Here is a 17251-nt window from a genome sequence, read left to right as displayed (position 1 = left end):
CTCTAAAATATTTATTTAAACTAGTATAAAATATATCAAACTTTAATTTCAACTTCTACTCCACTTGGCAATTCAAGTTTCATTAGCGCATCCACTGTTTTTGCTGTAGAACTATAAATATCGATCAATCTCTTATAAGAAGAAAGCTCAAATTGTTCACGAGATTTCTTATTAACGAAAGTTGAACGGTTTACAGTAAAAATACGTTTGTGTGTAGGCAATGGAATTGGACCACTCACTACAGCTCCAGTTGCTTTAACTGTTTTAACGATTTTCTCAGCAGACTTATCTACCAATGTGTAATCGTAAGATTTTAGTTTAATTCTAATTTTTTGACTCATTGTCCTTTTTAATTAGTTATTTATAAATGTTATTTAAAATATAGAAGACTGCGATTAAGAGTCATTTACTAATCGCAGTCTATAATATTATTTTATCAGATCGACACGTCCTTTAACCTCGGTCAACACCTGGCGTGCAATTGATGGCGATACTACTTCGTAGTGAGAGAATGTCATTGCTGACGTAGCTCTACCTGAAGTGATCGTTCTCAATGATGTCACATAACCAAACATTTCTGCCAACGGCACTTTCGCTTTCACAATACGTGCTCCCGAACGGCTCGATTCCATTCCTTCAACTTGACCACGACGTTTGTTCAAGTCTGAGATTACATCCCCCATACTTTCTTCCGGCGTTACTACTTCAAGTTTCATGATTGGCTCTTGTAATACAGGACTTGCTTTTTCAGAAGCTGTTTTGAATGCAAATTTAGCACAAAGTTCAAATGATAATTGGTCAGAGTCAACTGTATGGTAAGAACCATCAACTAAAACTACTTTTAATTTATCAAGCGCATAACCTGCTAGAACTCCATTTTTCATTGCAACTGCAAATCCTTTTTGAACTGAAGGTATAAATTCTTTAGGAACATTACCACCTTTTACTTCATCGATAAATTGTAATTCACCTTCGAAGCCTTCATCAGCAGGACCAACTTTAACAATGATATCAGCAAACTTACCACGACCTCCGGATTGTTTCTTATATACTTCGCGTACCTCAACAGTTTGTGAGATAGCTTCTTTATAAGATACCTGAGGACGTCCTTGATTACACTCTACTTTGAATTCGCGTCTCAAACGTTCGATTAGTACGTCAAGATGAAGCTCACCCATACCTTCAATGATAGTTTGACCTGAGTCTTCGTCTGTGTGTACACGGAATGTTGGATCTTCTTCAGCTAGTTTAGCTAATCCATTAGCCAACTTATCCACATCTTTTTGAGTTTGAGGCTCAATAGCTATACCGATAACCGGATCCGGGAAGTCCATTGCCTCAAGGGTAATAGGAGCATTCTCGTCACAAAGTGTATCTCCGGTACGGATATCTTTAAAACCTACTCCCGCACCAATATCACCACAACCAATTACCTCTTTCGGGTTTTGCTTGTTAGAGTGCATCTGGAATAGGCGAGAAATACGTTCTTTTTTGTCAGAACGGGTATTATAAACGTAAGATCCGGCATGCAGCTCCCCTGAATATACACGGAAGAAACACAAACGTCCTACGAATGGGTCAGTAGCAATTTTAAAAGCTAAAGCACAGAATGGCTCGCTCGGGCTTGGGTGACGAACAACCACTTTTTCAGGATCACGAGGATCTACTCCTTCAATAGCAGGAGTATCAAGTGGGCTCGGCAAGTAAGCACAAACTGCATCTAATAAAGGTTGTACTCCTTTATTCTTGAAAGAAGAACCACAAAGCATTGGTGTAATTTGCATAGAAAGCGTTCCTTTACGGATAGCAACCATAATTTCCTCTGGGGTAATTGTGGATGGATCATCAAAGAATTTTTCCATCAAAACATCATCGCATTCAGCCACAGCTTCTAGCATTTTTTCTCTCCACTCTTCAGCTTCAGCAACAAGGTCGGCAGGAATATCTTCAACATGATAGTCTGCTCCCATTGTTTCGTCATGCCAGTATAAAGCTTTCATAGATACAAGATCTACAATTCCTTTAAAAGTCTCTTCTGCACCTACAGGTATTTGAATCGGACAAGGATTAGCTCCCAACATTTCACGAACCTGACGAACTACTTCGAAGAAGTTAGCTCCGGAACGGTCCATTTTATTCACGTAACAAATACGCGGCACTTCATATTTATCAGCCTGACGCCACACTGTTTCTGACTGAGGCTCAACGCCTGCAACAGAGTCAAATGTTGCGATCGATCCATCCAACACACGCAATGAACGCTCTACTTCTACAGTAAAGTCAACATGTCCGGGAGTATCAATCAAGTTGATTTTAAACATTTCGTTATCGTACTTCCACTGTGTGGTGGTAGCCGCAGAGGTAATAGTGATACCACGCTCTTGCTCCTGGTCCATCCAGTCCATAGTAGCCGTACCATCGTGGGTCTCACCAATCTTATGAGTCAACCCTGTATAGAAAAGAATACGTTCAGATGTAGTTGTTTTACCGGCATCAATGTGAGCCATAATACCTATATTTCTCGTATTCTTTAAATTGTCAGTATTTTTTGCCATCGTTTTACTTAGCTATTCCTTTTTAATTAAAATCTGAAATGAGCAAACGCACGGTTGGCTTCTGCCATTTTATGCATATCCTCTTTTCTTTTGTATGCTCCTCCTTGATTATTGAATGCATCTGTAATTTCAGCACCCAATTTATCAGCCATAGTCTTACCACCTCTCTTGCGAGCATAAAGGATAAGATTTTTCATACAAATTGATTCTTTGCGATCGAAACGGATTTCGGTAGGAACCTGAAATGTTGCACCACCTACACGGCGAGACTTCACTTCTACTTGTGGAGTTACATTATCTAATGCTGCTTTCCATATCTCAAGAGCAGACTTTTCTTCGTTTGGTAATTTCTTCTTCACGATCTCCAATGCGGTATAGAAGATATCGAATGCAGTAGACTTTTTACCATCGTACATCAAGTGGTTAACAAATTTTGTAACCTTTACATCACCGAAAACAGGATCCGGGAGGATCTGTCTTTTCTTTGGTTTTGCTTTTCTCATTGTTTACTTAAAAATTTCGTTTTTGTTTTTGGTTGCCAATTTTCTGATGTCTTCAACAGTTCCGCCGAACCATTTACTCAACCCATGTATAGCCTATCCAATAAACTTAAACCGTTTTAATACTTTAATTAAAAATCTCGGTTAAAGGGACTACTAATGGTTATTATTTCTTTTTACCTTTAGCTGCTGCAGCTGGTGCTGCTCCCGGTTTAGGACGTTTTGCTCCGTACTTAGAGCGACGTTGTGTACGACCGTTAACACCGGCAGTATCCAATGTACCACGAACAATGTGATAACGAACACCCGGAAGGTCTTTCACACGGCCACCTCTAACAAGTACAATAGAGTGCTCCTGCAAGTTATGTCCTTCTCCAGGAATATAAGCATTCACCTCTTTTGAGTTTGTTAAACGCACACGTGCCACTTTACGCATCGCTGAGTTAGGTTTCTTAGGAGTAGTTGTGTATACACGGATACAAACACCTCTACGTTGAGGGCAAGAATCCAATGCACGAGATTTACTCTTTTCAACCAAAACAGTACGTCCTTTTCTTACTAGTTGTTGAATTGTAGGCATCTTGTTTTAATCTTTAGAACTTTAAATTCAATTTTTATTATACATTTTTTAATTCAAGAACAATACGATAAACAGAAGCTATTTCAATGACAATCAGAGATATGCCATTAAAATAAGCCCAATTCACGCATTATTCGGGTTGCAAATGTAGACATAATCAGCTAATTACGCAAATTAATCGTAAAAAAAAGCACTGAAATAATTAGGTTGACCTCTTTTTATTCAATATTCTGGATTAGAAAGATTATACATTTGAGACTATTGAATAATTTATGTTCTTGTAAACATAAGTAAAAACAAAAAAGCAGGATGAGAACAATGTTCCATCCTGCCTACAAATACATCTCTTTTATTAATGTTGTCTCGCGGTTGTGTATATAGATTAGAAAGAAATATCTATTCCTGCTGTAAACACTTTATTCTTACGTGTATATGTTTTATTTATAGAGGAAGTCTCTATATTATAATCTGAGTAATCGGTATAAAAATAACCTACGTTTATTTGTACACTTTTTGACACGTTAACTGCTCCTCCGCAACCAAGAGAATATGAATTGACAGAGAAACTTAAATCTGACTGAAAATCATCTCCCATACCGTAACGGGTAATTTGCGCGCCTGCACTGACAAGAAACATTTTATTTATCTTATACTCAGCACCAAAAAGATATTCATTGGTATCACCCTCTAATTTCTTTTGCTTACCTTTATCCATCTGGGCGTCTTTATCGAAGAAATGGTGATATCCTACAGCCAAACTCAATTGTGGTAAAATTTTATATTCAGCGCCGATAGTAAACAATGCCGGAACATCGTGATCACTATTAACCCCATCACCAAACATTCCTGTTCCGTTCTTTCCGGTATCATCTATTTTAGTTTTATTCTCTACATTCAATGAAGTTTTGAACTCGTATTTCGCACCAATATTCAATTTGTCATAACTGAAATTGAACCCTATAATAGGAGCGATACCCCATCCTGATTGTTTCGAATTCAAATTTGCACCCTCAGCAGAACCAGCTTTCGACAGCAAATACAGGTTATTTATATCTGCTTGTGAAGCACTTGCTTGTTCCATTGCGGATATGGCATTATTAAATATTGCAGATGGGCTTGTCATAACTCCGCCTAAGTCTGTTTGTAGGTTACGTAAATAACCCTCATATTTGTTATTTACAATACTTAATCTAAAACCTCCATATACAGAAAACATCTTATTAATCTCATAAGCACCTCCTAGTTGGGCTCCATATATAAAATTACTACCTTCCATATATTGATCTATAGCATAGCGCGTTGGCTGCATTGCACCGTTTGTCAATTTCGAAATAAGCATCGGCACTTGTGCAGCACCCATTTCAAACATTGGTAAACCATTATTAAAAGTAGCTTTGCCTCCACCACCTGTTACAGCGATGCTACCCGATAAGGCCCACTGTCCTTTTCTGTAAACCCCTTGCAAACTCGGTATAATCGGAGCTGAAGCTGTCCCTATATATTCTTTATTCAATTGCTGATCTATAGACCCTGCAAAAAAAGGAGATGATGCATTTATAATACGCTTCTGAAAAGCACTTTGATTACTAAATGTAAAATGAAATCCTTCAGATAATTTTATTGTCCCCGCAGGATTATAGTAAGCTATATCTGCACCACTGGTTGAAGCTTCAAGAGCCATGAGACGGGCAAATCTGGCACTTTGATTTGTATTAGTCAATATTCCACCTGCAAAGACTGAAGTGAAAGAGCTTAAAGAAAGCAAAGCCGATACCACAAGCTTTATTTTATTCATCGTATATAAAATTAGTTAAATAAGGGCACAAAGATAGACCTAATAAATTAGTTTCAAAAGAAACTACGTTAAAAATAAATATATAAAATATTAGTAGTCAAACAATTATTGCATATGCAACTATTATTATAATACTTCAATAGCATAATATTCTATAGGCTAACTACTTAAATCAAGAAAAGAGACTCCTGTTTTAATAATCTTACAAGAATAACCAGACCACATAATCGAAACAACACTTACATTATTATTTATTATCAAATTATTTACTTAACAACAGACTAAAAAATTATAATTTTGCACGCGACTTGTTTATAGACATCTTTCAATAATTGATACAGTCTATATAAAACCAATATGAAACTATCCTTATATGAGGATATTCAAGAGCAAATTGACTTATGAATAATTGGAAACGGACATTTGCTATTATATGGAGTGGGCAGCTTTTCTCTACATTAAGTAGTTCTATTGTAGGGTTTGCAGTTGTATTTTGGCTAAGTATAAAAACAGAATCTCCTGAAGTTTTAGCCTATGCAATGATTGCAACATTGCTGCCTTTCATCGTCTTAGGGCTATTTACCGGAGTATATGTAGACCGATGGGATCGGAAGCGGACAATGATTCTCGCCGACAGCTTTGTTGCGATCTGTTCCGCTGGGCTCGGCATCTTATTCTATCTCGATATAACTCCACTATGGCTCATATATCTATTATTAGCCTTGCGCTCGGCAGGGAGTGCCTTTCATATGCCGGCGATGCAAGCATCTGTTCCCTTACTTGCTCCGGAAAGTGAATTGATGCGTATAGCCGGAATCAATCAAATGATTCAATCGATCAGCAACATTGCAGGGCCAGCCTTGGGAGCTGTAATAATTTCATTATTCAATATGACACTGGTTATGCTGCTGGATGTCATTGGGGCAGCAATAGCCTGTACATCATTGCTATTTGTCCATATCCCTAATCCTGAAAAGAAAAAAGATATCGAACCAAATGTATGGCTCGAAATTAAGGAAGGTATAAAGCACCTCTTCATAAACAAGGGAGTCACCTACCTTTTAATCGCAGTTACGGGTGTTACTTTCTTTGTTGTACCTATCTCTGCTTTATACCCTTTGATGACAACAAGCTATTTTGGAGGGAATGCCTATCAAATGGGAATAGTAGAAACGTCATGGGGAGTGGGCATGCTTATAGGCGGAGCGATCTTAAGCCTTAAATACATGAAAACAGCAAATAAAGTCCTTTGCATGAATATTGTGGCTATCGCATTAGGAATAACATTCTGGTTAATGGGAATCCTTCCCGTATCGGGTTTTGTACTATTCGTAATCCTCACTGCATTTACAGGGATACAAGGCTCAATATATTGGAGTTCATTTACAGTCATATTACAAACAAAAATAGAACCATCTGCACTTGGAAGAGTATTCTCAATTTATGACAGCGTCAGCTTGCTCCCCACAATCCCGGGATTATTAGCCACCGGATACATAGCAGAAGGGATAGGACTATTAAATGCTTTTATCATTGCAGGAGTTGCAACCCTTGCAATTGGGATAATCGCCTTATTTACACCTGCGATCAAGAAACTAGGACACTCGACCAAAGGAATCAAAGAATAATAAAGCGCTTGCAGCCCAACTTCTCGCCTCCTAATATTCAACTACTACACAATATATGAACTTATCTTTTGATATATATGTTTTTAACTATATAACTAAGGTCATTTAGTAAACTTCTAAAAACATAAAAATCATGGGCAAGAAGACTAGTACTCCTATTAATTATTTAGAGGACAAGCTCCTAGGCACAGACACAAAAGAATATCTTAAAGTGTTAAACTCTGGTGATACCCCTGTAGAATCACTACCTCCTACCGAAGCTAGAAAAGTTTTGGAAGAAGTACAATCATCTGTGAAGGTAAAATTATCGGGAATTAAAGAAACGTATAAGACTATCCAATCGGAAGGACTATCTGTTGAACTTGTGATTATACGCCCAAAAGGTAAAAAGAAAAAACTACCTGTTTTTATTTTCTTACATGGAGGAGGATGGGTACTAGGAGATTATCCAACTCATAAACGCCTTGTTCGGGACCTTGTAATAGAATCGGGCTTCGCTTGTATCTTTGTGGAATATACACGATCTCCTGAAGCAAAGTTTCCTCAGGCGCTGGATGAAATATATGCGGCAACCAAATGGGTTGCTCAGCATGGTAGTGAAATTAATGTAGATAGTAAAAAACTAGCAATCGTTGGCAATAGCGTTGGCGGCAATATGGCAATAGGAACATGTATAAGAGCCAAAGAAAAAAAAGGGCCTAAAATTAAATATCAAATATTACTATGGCCGTATAGCGATGCAGGAATAAATTTCGAATCTTATAAAAAGTTTGGTGATCAAAGATTTCTCACCACACCATTAATGGAATGGATGCGAGACAACTATGTTAACGAAAAAGCTGAATGGGATAATATCTATGTGTCTCCAATGCGAGCAACAAAAGAACAACTGAAAGGACTACCTCCTACACTTATCGAAGTCGCCGAAAACGACATATTGAGAGACGGTGCCGAAACTTTAGGCCGGAATCTTGACGAAGCAGGAGTACCTGTAACTTCCGTTCGTTTCAATGGTGTAATCCACGACTGGGGTTTACTGAATGGTTTTGCAGATATACAGCCTACAAAAGATATGATAACATTCTCGGCTGCCATGCTAAAAAAACATTTAGAATAAGTATATTTCTCATACAGAAAGGGCTTACTGATAAAGTAAGCCCTTTATTATAATAACAATACAAATCGTTTATTTCAACATATCCAATTCCTTCATCCACAAAACTGAAGACGCATCGCTAGGCATCCGCCAATCACCACGAGGAGATAAATTTATAGAGCCCACCTTTGGCCCGTCTGGTAAACAAGATCGCTTAAATTGCTGCGAAAAGAAACGCCAAAAGAAGGTTCTTAACCATTTCAATATTTCCTCATGTTCATATTGTCCTTTGAAAGCATACTTTGCCAAATAAAAAATCTTAGCCGGCGAAAAACCAAAACGAAGTACATAATACAGAAAGAAATCATGTAGGACATAAGGCCCTACCACATCTTCTGTCTTTTGCAAAATGCTCCCGTCTTCAGCAGCTGGTAGCAATTCAGGACTTACAGGCGTATCTACAATATCTTCCAAAATAACCTTTGAGGTGTTGTCCATATGTGTACTGGCAACCCAAGAGACCAAAGTACGCACAAGTGTTTTGGGTATTCCCGTATTTACAGCATACATCGACATATGGTCACCATTATAAGTACACCATCCAAGAGCTAATTCAGATAAATCCCCTGTACCAATTACAAGTCCGTTCACTTTATTTGCATAATCCATCAATATCTGAGTACGTTCTCTAGCCTGCGAATTCTCAAAAGTTACATCATGTATGTTCTTATCATGATCTATATCTTTGAAATGCTGAGTGACCGCATCAGCTATTGATATTTCCCGAATGGTAATCCCCAAGGATTCCATCAGTTTAATTGCATTGTTATATGTGCGTCCGGTAGTTCCGAAACCCGGCATAGTTATACCATAAATACCTTCGCGAGGAATATTCAATTTATCGAAGGTTTTGATCAATACCAATAAAGCCAAAGTAGAATCCAGCCCACCGGACACTCCTATCACTGCTGTTTTGCTATTAGTATGAAGCAATCGCTTTGCCAACCCACCTACCTGTATCGAAAATATTTCATTACAGCGTTCGTCAAGGGTAGAATCTTGAGCAGGAACAAAAGGAGTTGGAGAGATATAACGATTCAATTCTAAAACACGTTCGGCTTGTCTGTTTTTACCTCGAATATCTATCGCCTTAAAGTCAAGACCATTTAATAATTTGTATTCAGATAAAGAAAATGACTTATTCTTTAACCTATCGTTCCTCAATCGTTCAATATCTATATCTGCAAATATTAACTGACTATCGAATGAAAATCGTTCGGCTTCTGCTAATATAGAACCATTTTCGGCGATCATACTGCTTCCGGCAAAAATTATATCTGTCGTAGACTCCCCATTTCCGGCGGCAGCGTACACATATCCACCGATACATCGGGCAGACTGTTGGCTCACTAACGATTTCCGGTAAATGTGTTTTCCTGTAGTCTCATTACTTGCCGATAGATTAATTATAATATCCGCCCCATTCAGAGAAGAAAGACTCGATGGTGGTATTGGTGTCCATAAATCTTCACATATCTCGATTGCAAAATTGAAATTCTCAGTTCTAAATATCTGTTTTACCCCAACAGGAACAGACTGCTCACAAAGTGAGATTGTTGATTCCAACAATTCGTCCGAAGAAGAAAACCAACGTTTTTCATAAAACTCATTATAATTAGGAAGAAAAGTTTTAGGCACTGCTCCACGTATAAATCCTTCACTAACTACAACAGCCATATTATATAGCCTATTCGATACCTCAATCGGTAAACCAACGACAACAATTACCGATAGCTCTCTTGTAGCATCACATATCCGCAATAAAGAGTTCTGAGCCTTTTCAAAAAGTAACCTCTGAAGAAACAGATCTCCACAAGTATAAGCCGTAATACACAATTCGGGAAATGCGATTACAGAAGCCCCCCTGCTTTCCGCTTCATTTATCTGTTTAATTATTTCAGTTGTATTATAATCGCAATCTGCGACCTTTAGAGAAGGGCTCGCTGCTGCAACTCGTATAAATCCGTAATTATTCATATAGATAATTCATTTTTTTCAATAGACTTTATAAAAATACACATTTCATATTAAAGTCATCTTCGCTTTATTATGCCTATACTTTTAAAATCTAGTTATTACAATATCCTTTTTATTTACATAGTTAGGATATTCAAACGTTGGCATACCGAGTGCCATACCTGCATGAATTGTTCCTTCTATATTTAATAGTTTTGCAACCGGGCTTTTCTTAACCATATCGGATGCAGCACAAATAAAACCAGTATAAAACTGACCAACGCCAAGACTTTCGGCCATTAGAGAACCATTCTGGTAGGCCAGATTGGCATCTTGACGACCAAAACGGACGTCCTTTGGGGTATGGATAAGTATCAAAGCTGTTGATCCCCGTAGTATCCTATCTTTTTTCGCATTAGTAAAGTCATCAACCAAATCCCGTAGATGCGATACTTGCTTATACCCTTCGGGATTAACAAGCTTTACAAGCGGTTTTATCAAAGGATTATATACTTTCGTTACTATCGAAGAAAAAATACTGATTGTAGCTGCTGAAACTTTATGAAGTACTTCGGGATCTGTTACTAATGTAAACTGAACTTGCTGGAGATTCTCCGCCGTAGGGGCAGAGTGAGCCGCTTCAAGTATTTGTTCCAACACCTCTATAGGTATAGCTTGCTTTGAAAACGCCCGATAAGAACGTCGCGATTTGATAAGCGCCATTACTTGTTCGGGGGAAGCCAGTAGGTCAGCGTCTATTTTGTGTACTTTTTGAGGTGGAAAATCTGAATGAATAACCGATCCGGTAGGACAGACAGATACACAGTGCCCACAGCTTATACATGTTTCGATATGATGTATATCAACTTCCGATTTGGCTGTTTCCTGTCCGAATATTACAGTAGGGCATACTTTCACACATCTCCCACACTTTATGCAGCTATCATTTTCAATATCAATATTTATCATTGCTTCACACTCTCTATTTAAAAATTAAAGGTAAATAATAATATCAAAATACTGTATATTTTCTATCATCTTTATCCTTTTTGCGGTTGGATAAAAAACATAAAAGATGACGCAAATTTACTAAAGTTTTTATGTTGTTTATCAGTTTTTTCATGAATCAAAAATATATACCTTTGTTTATAATTTAAAAAGCCCATTCTATGGAATTAAACATAAGCCTGGTTCAAATATTTAGTGCATTTGTCATATTATTCGTTCTGATCGACGTATCAGGATCAATCCCTATATTCCTTAGTTTCAAAGGAGAAGGCAGAGATGTAAATCCGTTACAAGCTGCCATCTATTCATTTATTATAATGACGGCCTTTTTATTTGTCGGAAATTGGATATTAAAACTATTTAATGTAGATGTATCGTCATTTGCCGTAGCCGGTGCACTTGTTATCTTCATCATATCCATAGAAATGATATTCGGTGTGGAGGTTTTCAAAAACGATGCTCCGGGAGGCTCCAAGACTCTTGTTCCGATAGTATTTCCATTGATCGCCGGACCGGGAACATTTACAGTTCTATTGTCTATGCGTGCAGAATATGACGTGTCAAATATTATTATAGCACTATTCCTGAATATGATAATTGTTTATCTGGTACTAAAATATCTAAATGTAGTAGAAAAAATATTAGGAATCGGCGGGGTATATGTATTGCGTAAATTTTTCGGGGTCATTGTAATGGCAATTGCAGTAGGGTTATTCACATCAAATATAAACGCATTACTGAACAGCCTACAATAGGAGGAAAGTATAGAAGCAACTATTTGAGTAAAGAGACTTCCACCTCAAAAACCCCTCCCCAAGAGCTGCCGTCTACCATATCTTCATTAATCAATAACCTGTATATCCCATTTGAGTAAATTTTATAATTCAAATTTGTTCCAAATGGACCGTCACGGTCTCCATTCGGCAATATAATTTGTGAGAATCTGATATTTGCAAGAGAATCCTTTGAGAAAATTTTGGCAGATATACTTTTATTATCTTTCGATTCAAATTCAAGACGTATGGTTTGATTCTTTTTCTTCCGAATATTAGTTTTGCCCTTTCCATTAACCACACTCAATCTAACAATTCCTTGTTCTGAAGGAATCATGACGGGCGTACTTCCGGCTTGCATCAAAGCAGATATACCAACCGCTAATTTTTCATCTTTTTTTTTCTCCGAAGAGCATGCACAGAGAAGAAAACTGATAATGGTTACGGATAGAATTGTCTTGCTCATATACTACTAAGGTTTTATAATGTAGTTTTATAATGGCCATTATAAAACTATACATAATAAAAACATTTAGAGATATCAATTTGTTTAAGCATTTTCTTGTGTTTTCACACAAAAAAAGATAACCCCAATCAGGGTTATCCTATATAAATAAACTAATAAATATTTTCTTAGAATTGGTACATAAACCCAACAGAAAGCACAAACTGAGAATAATTCTTTATCAAGGCCTCTTTTGCTTCGATCTGTATAAAAGAATTTTCAGCTACGTTTACTTGCCCACCAAACCCAATATTTAGCCCGAGACGATTATCGCTATATTTATAACCAAGACCATTGGAACGTCCGGGATCATATGTCCAACGAGTATAGTTCACTCCGGCTATCGGATATAGGGATACTGTTTCTGAGACTCCAAATACATAGTGTCCATCAGCATTAACACCCCATGCACTAAGATTATGTCGATCTACATAATATTTATATTCTGCTGTACCTCTCAAATGCTCTGTAAATCCATATTGGGCACGTAGGCCAATACCGATAGACTCTACTTTAGTACCATAATTGAGGTTACCCGCTAGAGAGAATTTTTCAGTTTGATCCTGAGAGTAAACACTTATTGCAATCGTAAAGCAAAAAAGTAATGTTGTTAAGATTTTCTTCATAAATAACTAATTTGTAGTTCAAAATTATTGAGTTATAGAAATAGAGCACACCATTTTTCAAATTGTCTCACCGAATCTTTACCAAATTTGGATAAGCTGTGTTTCACTTTTTCGGGAGATCTTTCTTCACCAATTTGTGTTTTGGAAAAGAAGCAATCTGCAAAGCAGATGAGTTGCTCTTCAATACTTACGGGTCGCATATCACGATGAGGCAAAGGCATATCTGTTTTTAATATTTCGTCCAATGATATCCCTACCCCTGTATGCCGTTCACAGACCAAAGCATGCTTCGGATATCCCAACTTAAGCAACAGATCGTGTCCAAGATATCCATGACAAACATAAGGGGCCGTACCAAAACACTTTATAGACGGTGCATTGGTAAGGAAGATACCTATATCATGCAGCATAGCAGCTTCTTTCACGAATTGGATATCAACGTCCAGTTCAGGATGGGCTTCTGCCATAGAAACTGCTTTATTCATCACATCTGCACTATGCTGAATAAGAATATCGTATAAATCGGAGCCTTTTTTGTAATAATTTTCGATGATAGCCAATGTATTCATTTTGAATTATATCTATATTAATATAAAAAATATGTAAGTTTGTATAATAACTTTACTTTCCCAAAACAAATTTATAATGAAAAAGCTCTGTCTTTCACTCTTCATATTTTTAATTTGCAGCTCAAATATAATAGTTTTTGCTCAAAACTTAACTCTTGGAGCAGATAGATTAGATCAGTTATTATCTTTTACCCAAAATAAAAAGGTTGCCTTGGTAATAAACCAAACGTCTATATTATCCGATGGAACACATATCCTGGATGCGTTATTATCACGCAACACTCATATTGTCAAAATATTTGCACCCGAACATGGTTTCAGAGGAGATGCCGATGCAGGAGAAAAAATTGTGGATGGAAAAGACAGTAGAACCGGAATCCCTCTAATTTCATTATATGGAAAAAATTATAAACCTTCGACCGAACAGTTAAATGATGTCGATATTATCATTTTTGACATACAAGATGTGGGAGCTCGGTTCTATACTTATATCAGCACTATGCATTATGTGTTGGAAGCTTGTGCCGAAAACAACAAACAATGTATCGTCCTCGATCGTCCCAATCCGAACGACCAAATTGACGGCCCGGTTCTCGATCTCAAATATAAATCGTTTGTAGGGATGCATCCTATTCCCATACTTCATGGGCTGACAATAGGAGAGTTGGCCGAAATGATCAATGGAGAAGGCTGGCTGAAAAATAAGACAAAATGCAATTTGAAAGTAATACCTATGATAGGTTGGAAACACGGGCAATCTTATTCATTACCCATAAAACCTTCTCCAAACCTACCTAACGACCAGTCAATTTATCTATACCCATCGTTATGCTTTTTTGAGGCTACTAATGTAAGTGTCGGACGAGGTACAGACTTTCCATTTCAAGTAATAGGTGCTCCTAACAAGAAGTATGGAGTGTTCAACTTTACGCCGCAATCTAATGAAGGTAATAAAAGCCCATTAAATCTCAATAAAACTTGTTATGGAAAAGATTTGAGAGATTACAAATCATTATCTAGAGGTATAGACTTAAGCTTTTTAATCGATTTCTATCACAAATCGGGACAAGGAGCCGCCTTCTTCACAAATCCTGAATTTATGGATTTACTCGCAGGAACAAACTCCCTCAGGTTACAAATACTAAAGGGAGGTTCAAAGGAAATGATTTACAAAAATTGGGAAAATGATCTGAATACTTACAAAACAATGCGAAAGAAATATTTGTTGTATCCGGAGAATTAACTCATAAAAATAGAAGATATGTCTGATATTGATAAAAAATGTCCGCTTTGCGGGAAAGATAGACAAGAAGGAGAAACTTTTTGTAGCGACTGTCAGGAAATTGCAAAAAATGCATATCCAGAAGAATTACTATCTCATATAGAGGGAAATGAGACTTCTTTACCGGAAATAAATGAGTCAATAACAGATGAAACAATCGAAGAATCAAGTGAGGCGGAAGTTACTGAAAAGGGGGCGAACGATGACCATCCGGTAAAAAGCAATAAAAAATCAATTATTTTCCTCCTTGCAGGAGCTGTTCTTATGGTTCTAATAGGTGGAATAGGTTCCTATATTCTTTTACAAAACAAGAGTGCGGAAGAAACAGAAATAGCCTATTGGAACAAATGTATAGTGGAGAATACGCCCTTGAGCTATGCCAAATATCTGGTTCAATATCCAGAAGGGAAATATAGTATTGAAGCTCACAACAAAATAATGGAACTACGAGAGGATGAACGCAAAGAATGGCAACAACTACGTAATTCTAAAAATATAAATGCTCTCTTCAGCTTTCTTACCGACCATCCTGAAACGCCTTACACCCGCGAAATCAAGCAAGCGATAGATTCTCTTTGCTGGATTGAAGCACTAAACCAAAATACGGCTGATGCTTATAAAGCATATATAGATAATGTAAAAATAGGCCGTTATATAGGAGAGTATCTTGACATTGCGCAACAAAAATTTGATTATCTTAGTCAGCTCAAAATCATAGAAGGAGAGGAACTAAAAGAGGTTAAAGTACTGATATCCGACTTTTTTAAAGCACTGACTTCTGTTAATAAAAAAGAGATACAGAAAAAAACAGCACCAATATTGAATATATTTAACAAATCACATAACCAAGAGAATACGGCAATAGCAGATTCAATAAAGACGAATCATAAAAAGGATAGAATAAAAAGCGTTTCTTATTCGCCTCAGTTAGATTCTTTGCAAGTAATAAAGGATAATAACAACATATATTTTATCAGTAATATGCACTTGAATATAGAAACGAATTACACAACGGGTAAAACCAAGAAAACAGTTTCTGGCAGTCGTGCTGAAATAGAGCTAAATGAAAATAAATTGGTAAGGGCTTTAATTATCAACAAAGACTGATCCGGTTGTTTATTAATGATATAGAATATTTACAATGAGTACGATTTTAATTATTATTGCTGTATTATCTATCATCTTCAAGTTGGTAAATGCTTACAATGAACCCAAGCAAGGGCCAATAAGTAGCCCTGAAAGCATAAGTGATATTCCTCTAAGGAATGTTTTGAATAGATATAGCGATTTTTCGGCGAATATGATTGTCGAAAGCTCTGTAAACCTTTACCTCTTTGCTCTGAACAGACGAGATAAAGAGTTTATTGTTATCTGTGATCCCAATACTGTATACCGACTATCTTACGATAAACTCAAAGACTACGTTGTAAAGAAGTTAGAGAATAGTACAATTGCACTGAATCTCTTTACTACCTTACCCCAAAAACCGGTTATCTTTATAAGCTGTTTCAACGAAGCACGTATTTTGGCAAAAGAAGCTGAGTCCGGTCAACATGTTACCTCAATAGATCTGGACGATCTGTACAACATAGAACTGGAAAAAATCGAAGAACTAGCACTCCTATTGGACGAAATACTAGCCGTAAATGAAAATATCTTGGAAGAACATCTTCAGTCCCCTTATGTAGAAGATTATACTGGATTAGATCAGGATCGGGATACTATTACAAATATAGAAATTCAGATTGTAGATACAACAAAAGAAGAAAGAGCTTACACAAGAGAAGAGGAATCAATAAAAGAAGAGGAGCCTTCATATGTATACGAAGAACCGTTAGTTATTATACCTTCTGTTCCAACACTTGAAAAACAAGAACCTGCCGAAGAAGAATCAGAATTATCGACCACGAATAACAACAACCCTGAAAATGTAACACTTCCTGATGAAAATATACAAATATCTTTAACTGAAATAGAGGAATACTCTCGAGGTAAATTTCTGGACTCGGACATTCAATCCGCATTCAGCGAAGCTCGTATGAAAGGGAAGAAGCACATTTATATTACAAAAGAGCAATTAGAAAACTTAAAGAAATAATAATTTTATTCCAATTAATTTATCTATAGATATTTGGAGAACTAGGTTGTCAGATAAATATCTGAAGAGATCTGAAAAATGAGCAAAACCTGTACACTTTTGTCACCTTTTAGTTAAAATTATATTGCGTTCTTACTTTTTAGAGAAGAGAGTGATAACTATCTATATCTTTTCTCTAATATAACTCATTATTTGTAACTAAAAAACATCTATCTTTGAT

General features: G+C 36.8%; 16 protein-coding genes. 6 read left to right on the top strand and 10 right to left on the bottom strand.

Going from position 1 to position 17251, the window contains the following annotated elements; genetic code table 11:
• Positions 1 to 35: 35 nt before the first annotated feature.
• From rpsJ to JGH11_RS00060, 5 genes are all read right to left on the bottom strand, one after another.
• On the bottom strand, positions 36 to 341 hold the full coding sequence (gene rpsJ / locus JGH11_RS00080) for a 30S ribosomal protein S10 (RefSeq protein WP_006841785.1): 306 nt from the start codon (positions 339 to 341) through the stop codon (positions 36 to 38).
• 87 nt (positions 342 to 428) lie between these two features.
• On the bottom strand, positions 429 to 2555 hold the full coding sequence (gene fusA / locus JGH11_RS00075; protein WP_201109520.1) for an elongation factor G: 2127 nt from the start codon (positions 2553 to 2555) through the stop codon (positions 429 to 431).
• A 26-nt stretch (positions 2556 to 2581) separates the two neighbouring features.
• Entirely contained in the window at positions 2582 to 3058 is a 477-nt protein-coding gene (rpsG, locus tag JGH11_RS00070) for a 30S ribosomal protein S7 (protein WP_201109519.1), read from the bottom strand.
• A 163-nt stretch (positions 3059 to 3221) separates the two neighbouring features.
• Positions 3222 to 3635 (bottom strand): 30S ribosomal protein S12, encoded by a 414-nt coding sequence (rpsL, locus tag JGH11_RS00065; protein ID WP_201109518.1) that lies wholly within the window; start codon positions 3633 to 3635, stop codon positions 3222 to 3224.
• Positions 3636 to 4017: 382 nt separating this feature from the next.
• Complete coding sequence (locus tag JGH11_RS00060; protein WP_201109517.1) at positions 4018 to 5430, bottom strand: OmpP1/FadL family transporter; 1413 nt, start codon at positions 5428 to 5430, stop codon at positions 4018 to 4020.
• A 401-nt stretch (positions 5431 to 5831) separates the two neighbouring features.
• Here JGH11_RS00060 and JGH11_RS00055 point away from each other — a divergent pair, with 401 nt between their 5' ends.
• Positions 5832 to 7058 (top strand): MFS transporter, encoded by a 1227-nt coding sequence (locus JGH11_RS00055; protein ID WP_201109516.1) that lies wholly within the window; start codon positions 5832 to 5834, stop codon positions 7056 to 7058.
• 133 nt (positions 7059 to 7191) lie between these two features.
• The gene (locus JGH11_RS00050) at positions 7192 to 8175 is read left to right on the top strand and encodes an alpha/beta hydrolase (protein WP_201109515.1); all 984 of its coding nucleotides are present in this window, start codon (positions 7192 to 7194) and stop codon (positions 8173 to 8175) included.
• 69 nt (positions 8176 to 8244) lie between these two features.
• On the opposite strand, the gene JGH11_RS00045 is transcribed toward JGH11_RS00050, so the two are convergent.
• Positions 8245 to 10191, bottom strand: a complete 1947-nt coding sequence (locus tag JGH11_RS00045; RefSeq protein ID WP_201109514.1) for an NAD(+) synthase — start codon at positions 10189 to 10191, stop codon at positions 8245 to 8247.
• An 84-nt stretch (positions 10192 to 10275) separates the two neighbouring features.
• A complete protein-coding gene (locus JGH11_RS00040; RefSeq protein ID WP_236263810.1) occupies positions 10276 to 11139 on the bottom strand; it encodes a nitroreductase family protein in 864 nt (287 codons plus the stop codon).
• Between the two features lie 200 nt (positions 11140 to 11339).
• On the opposite strand from JGH11_RS00040, the gene JGH11_RS00035 reads away from it, so the two are divergent.
• A complete protein-coding gene (locus JGH11_RS00035; RefSeq protein ID WP_201109513.1) occupies positions 11340 to 11933 on the top strand; it encodes a MarC family protein in 594 nt (197 codons plus the stop codon).
• A 19-nt stretch (positions 11934 to 11952) separates the two neighbouring features.
• Here JGH11_RS00035 and JGH11_RS00030 read toward each other — a convergent pair whose 3' ends face one another.
• From JGH11_RS00030 to JGH11_RS00020, 3 genes are all read right to left on the bottom strand, one after another.
• Positions 11953 to 12417, bottom strand: a complete 465-nt coding sequence (locus JGH11_RS00030) for a hypothetical protein (protein WP_201109512.1) — start codon at positions 12415 to 12417, stop codon at positions 11953 to 11955.
• Positions 12418 to 12584: 167 nt separating this feature from the next.
• A complete protein-coding gene (locus tag JGH11_RS00025) occupies positions 12585 to 13082 on the bottom strand; it encodes an outer membrane beta-barrel protein (RefSeq protein ID WP_201109511.1) in 498 nt (165 codons plus the stop codon).
• A gap of 32 nt (positions 13083 to 13114) precedes the next feature.
• Entirely contained in the window at positions 13115 to 13651 is a 537-nt protein-coding gene (locus JGH11_RS00020) for an HD domain-containing protein (RefSeq protein WP_201109510.1), read from the bottom strand.
• 76 nt (positions 13652 to 13727) lie between these two features.
• On the opposite strand from JGH11_RS00020, the gene JGH11_RS00015 reads away from it, so the two are divergent.
• Genes JGH11_RS00015 through JGH11_RS00005 form a run of 3 tightly spaced genes read left to right on the top strand, consistent with a single transcriptional unit; the run spans position 13728 to position 17031 of the window.
• Complete coding sequence (locus tag JGH11_RS00015) at positions 13728 to 14894, top strand: exo-beta-N-acetylmuramidase NamZ domain-containing protein (RefSeq protein WP_201109509.1); 1167 nt, start codon at positions 13728 to 13730, stop codon at positions 14892 to 14894.
• A gap of 18 nt (positions 14895 to 14912) precedes the next feature.
• Complete coding sequence (locus tag JGH11_RS00010) at positions 14913 to 16040, top strand: hypothetical protein (RefSeq protein WP_201109508.1); 1128 nt, start codon at positions 14913 to 14915, stop codon at positions 16038 to 16040.
• A gap of 34 nt (positions 16041 to 16074) precedes the next feature.
• Positions 16075 to 17031 carry a hypothetical protein gene (locus JGH11_RS00005; RefSeq protein ID WP_201109507.1) on the top strand — a complete coding sequence of 319 codons (957 nt, stop codon included), beginning with the start codon at positions 16075 to 16077 and terminating at the stop codon, positions 17029 to 17031.
• The last annotated feature ends 220 nt before the right edge of the window (positions 17032 to 17251 follow it).

This window comes from Dysgonomonas sp. Marseille-P4677, from assembly GCF_016652235.1.
Taxonomy (GTDB): domain Bacteria; phylum Bacteroidota; class Bacteroidia; order Bacteroidales; family Dysgonomonadaceae; genus Dysgonomonas.
Note: the sequence above shows the minus strand (reverse complement) of the source record. Positions and strands in the feature narration are given on the sequence as shown.

Bases quoted from the DNA above. Each gene is read 5' to 3' on its own strand.
- rpsJ (WP_006841785.1), bottom strand. From the start codon at position 341: ATGAGTCAAAAAATTAGAATTAAACTAAAATCTTACGATTACACATTG.
- fusA (WP_201109520.1), bottom strand. From the start codon at position 2,555: ATGGCAAAAAATACTGACAATTTAAAGAATACGAGAAATATAGGTATT.
- rpsG (WP_201109519.1), bottom strand. From the start codon at position 3,058: ATGAGAAAAGCAAAACCAAAGAAAAGACAGATCCTCCCGGATCCTGTT.
- rpsL (WP_201109518.1), bottom strand. From the start codon at position 3,635: ATGCCTACAATTCAACAACTAGTAAGAAAAGGACGTACTGTTTTGGTT.
- JGH11_RS00060 (WP_201109517.1), bottom strand. From the start codon at position 5,430: ATGAATAAAATAAAGCTTGTGGTATCGGCTTTGCTTTCTTTAAGCTCT.
- JGH11_RS00055 (WP_201109516.1), top strand. From the start codon at position 5,832: ATGAATAATTGGAAACGGACATTTGCTATTATATGGAGTGGGCAGCTT.
- JGH11_RS00050 (WP_201109515.1), top strand. From the start codon at position 7,192: ATGGGCAAGAAGACTAGTACTCCTATTAATTATTTAGAGGACAAGCTC.
- JGH11_RS00045 (WP_201109514.1), bottom strand. From the start codon at position 10,191: ATGAATAATTACGGATTTATACGAGTTGCAGCAGCGAGCCCTTCTCTA.
- JGH11_RS00040 (WP_236263810.1), bottom strand. From the start codon at position 11,139: ATGATAAATATTGATATTGAAAATGATAGCTGCATAAAGTGTGGGAGA.
- JGH11_RS00035 (WP_201109513.1), top strand. From the start codon at position 11,340: ATGGAATTAAACATAAGCCTGGTTCAAATATTTAGTGCATTTGTCATA.
- JGH11_RS00030 (WP_201109512.1), bottom strand. From the start codon at position 12,417: ATGAGCAAGACAATTCTATCCGTAACCATTATCAGTTTTCTTCTCTGT.
- JGH11_RS00025 (WP_201109511.1), bottom strand. From the start codon at position 13,082: ATGAAGAAAATCTTAACAACATTACTTTTTTGCTTTACGATTGCAATA.
- JGH11_RS00020 (WP_201109510.1), bottom strand. From the start codon at position 13,651: ATGAATACATTGGCTATCATCGAAAATTATTACAAAAAAGGCTCCGAT.
- JGH11_RS00015 (WP_201109509.1), top strand. From the start codon at position 13,728: ATGAAAAAGCTCTGTCTTTCACTCTTCATATTTTTAATTTGCAGCTCA.
- JGH11_RS00010 (WP_201109508.1), top strand. From the start codon at position 14,913: ATGTCTGATATTGATAAAAAATGTCCGCTTTGCGGGAAAGATAGACAA.
- JGH11_RS00005 (WP_201109507.1), top strand. From the start codon at position 16,075: ATGAGTACGATTTTAATTATTATTGCTGTATTATCTATCATCTTCAAG.